Origin of the sequence: Lysinibacillus parviboronicapiens (genome assembly GCF_003049575.1) — a bacterium.
GTDB classification, from domain to species: domain Bacteria; phylum Bacillota; class Bacilli; order Bacillales_A; family Planococcaceae; genus Lysinibacillus; species Lysinibacillus parviboronicapiens.
This window is the reverse complement of sequence record NZ_PYWI01000090.1, coordinates 1-1015: the sequence shown is the minus strand read 5'-3', so window position 1 is coordinate 1015 and position 1015 is coordinate 1. Positions and strand designations below refer to the sequence as shown.

The following is a 1015-nucleotide window of genomic DNA, read 5'->3' as shown; positions in this document are numbered from 1 at the left end:
TGTCTAAGTAAAATGTTTCAGACTTTAATGCAGAATGAAATGATTCAATTGGGGCATTATCAGCGGGCGTACCTTTACGGGACATGCTCATGATAATGCCTTTCCCTTTTACGGCCTGTTGATATCGATATGACGTGTACACCGAACCTTGGTCACTGTGTAGTGTACACCCATCGGGTAAAGTACCTAGTTGGGATAAGGTATTCAACACGAAATCAGTATCTTGGCAATCACCAATCGAGTAGGCGATAATCTCGCCATTATATAAATCTTGAATACTTGAAAGATACAATTGTTTCTGACCAAATGGCAAGTAAGTAATATCGGTAACGAGCTTTTGTAAAGGTGCAGTTGCCTCAAAATTACGGTTCAATAAATTATCTGCGATATAGTAGGGTTGTCCAGTTTGTTTCCGTTTTTTTACTTTTACTCGACACTGCCAACCATATTTTTGCATGATACGTTGTACGACTTTATGATTCACGCGTATTTCTTGGCGTAAGAGTGCAGTAATTTTCCGATAACCATAGCGGAATTTATGTGCACGACAGAGTTCTCCAATACGTCGTTCAATCGCCTGACGAGACCTTGCATCCGCAGATGCCTGTTTCCAACGATAGTAGGTAGATCGTGCAATTCCTAAATGTGCACATATATCCTTCACGCACAACGTTTCTTTTAGCGTCTCTACTAACTGTACAGCTACTTCTCCAACCACTTCCTCTCCAACTCTGCGTACTTTTTTAAAACCTCAATTTGTTGCTTTAAATAACGGTTCTCCATTACTAATTTTGTTTGTTCATTCTCATATTCAGGACCTTTACCAAAAGTATATTGTTTACCTACAGGTTGTTCAAATCGGTGTATTTCTCCGTTTCTATACCAACGCATCCATGTTTCCACTTGTGTTTTATGCCTTATATTTAATTCAATTAAAACCTGCTTCGTAGGTATACCAGTCAATCGCATCTCAATAGCCTTCATTTTTACTTCGTATGGATAACTCACTCTTGTT

1 pseudogene is annotated in these 1015 nt (G+C 38.9%); it reads right to left on the bottom strand.

Annotated features, from left to right (window positions below):
- Positions 1–1015 (bottom strand): annotated as a pseudogene (locus C9J35_RS23160) (IS3 family transposase); the annotation flags it as partial.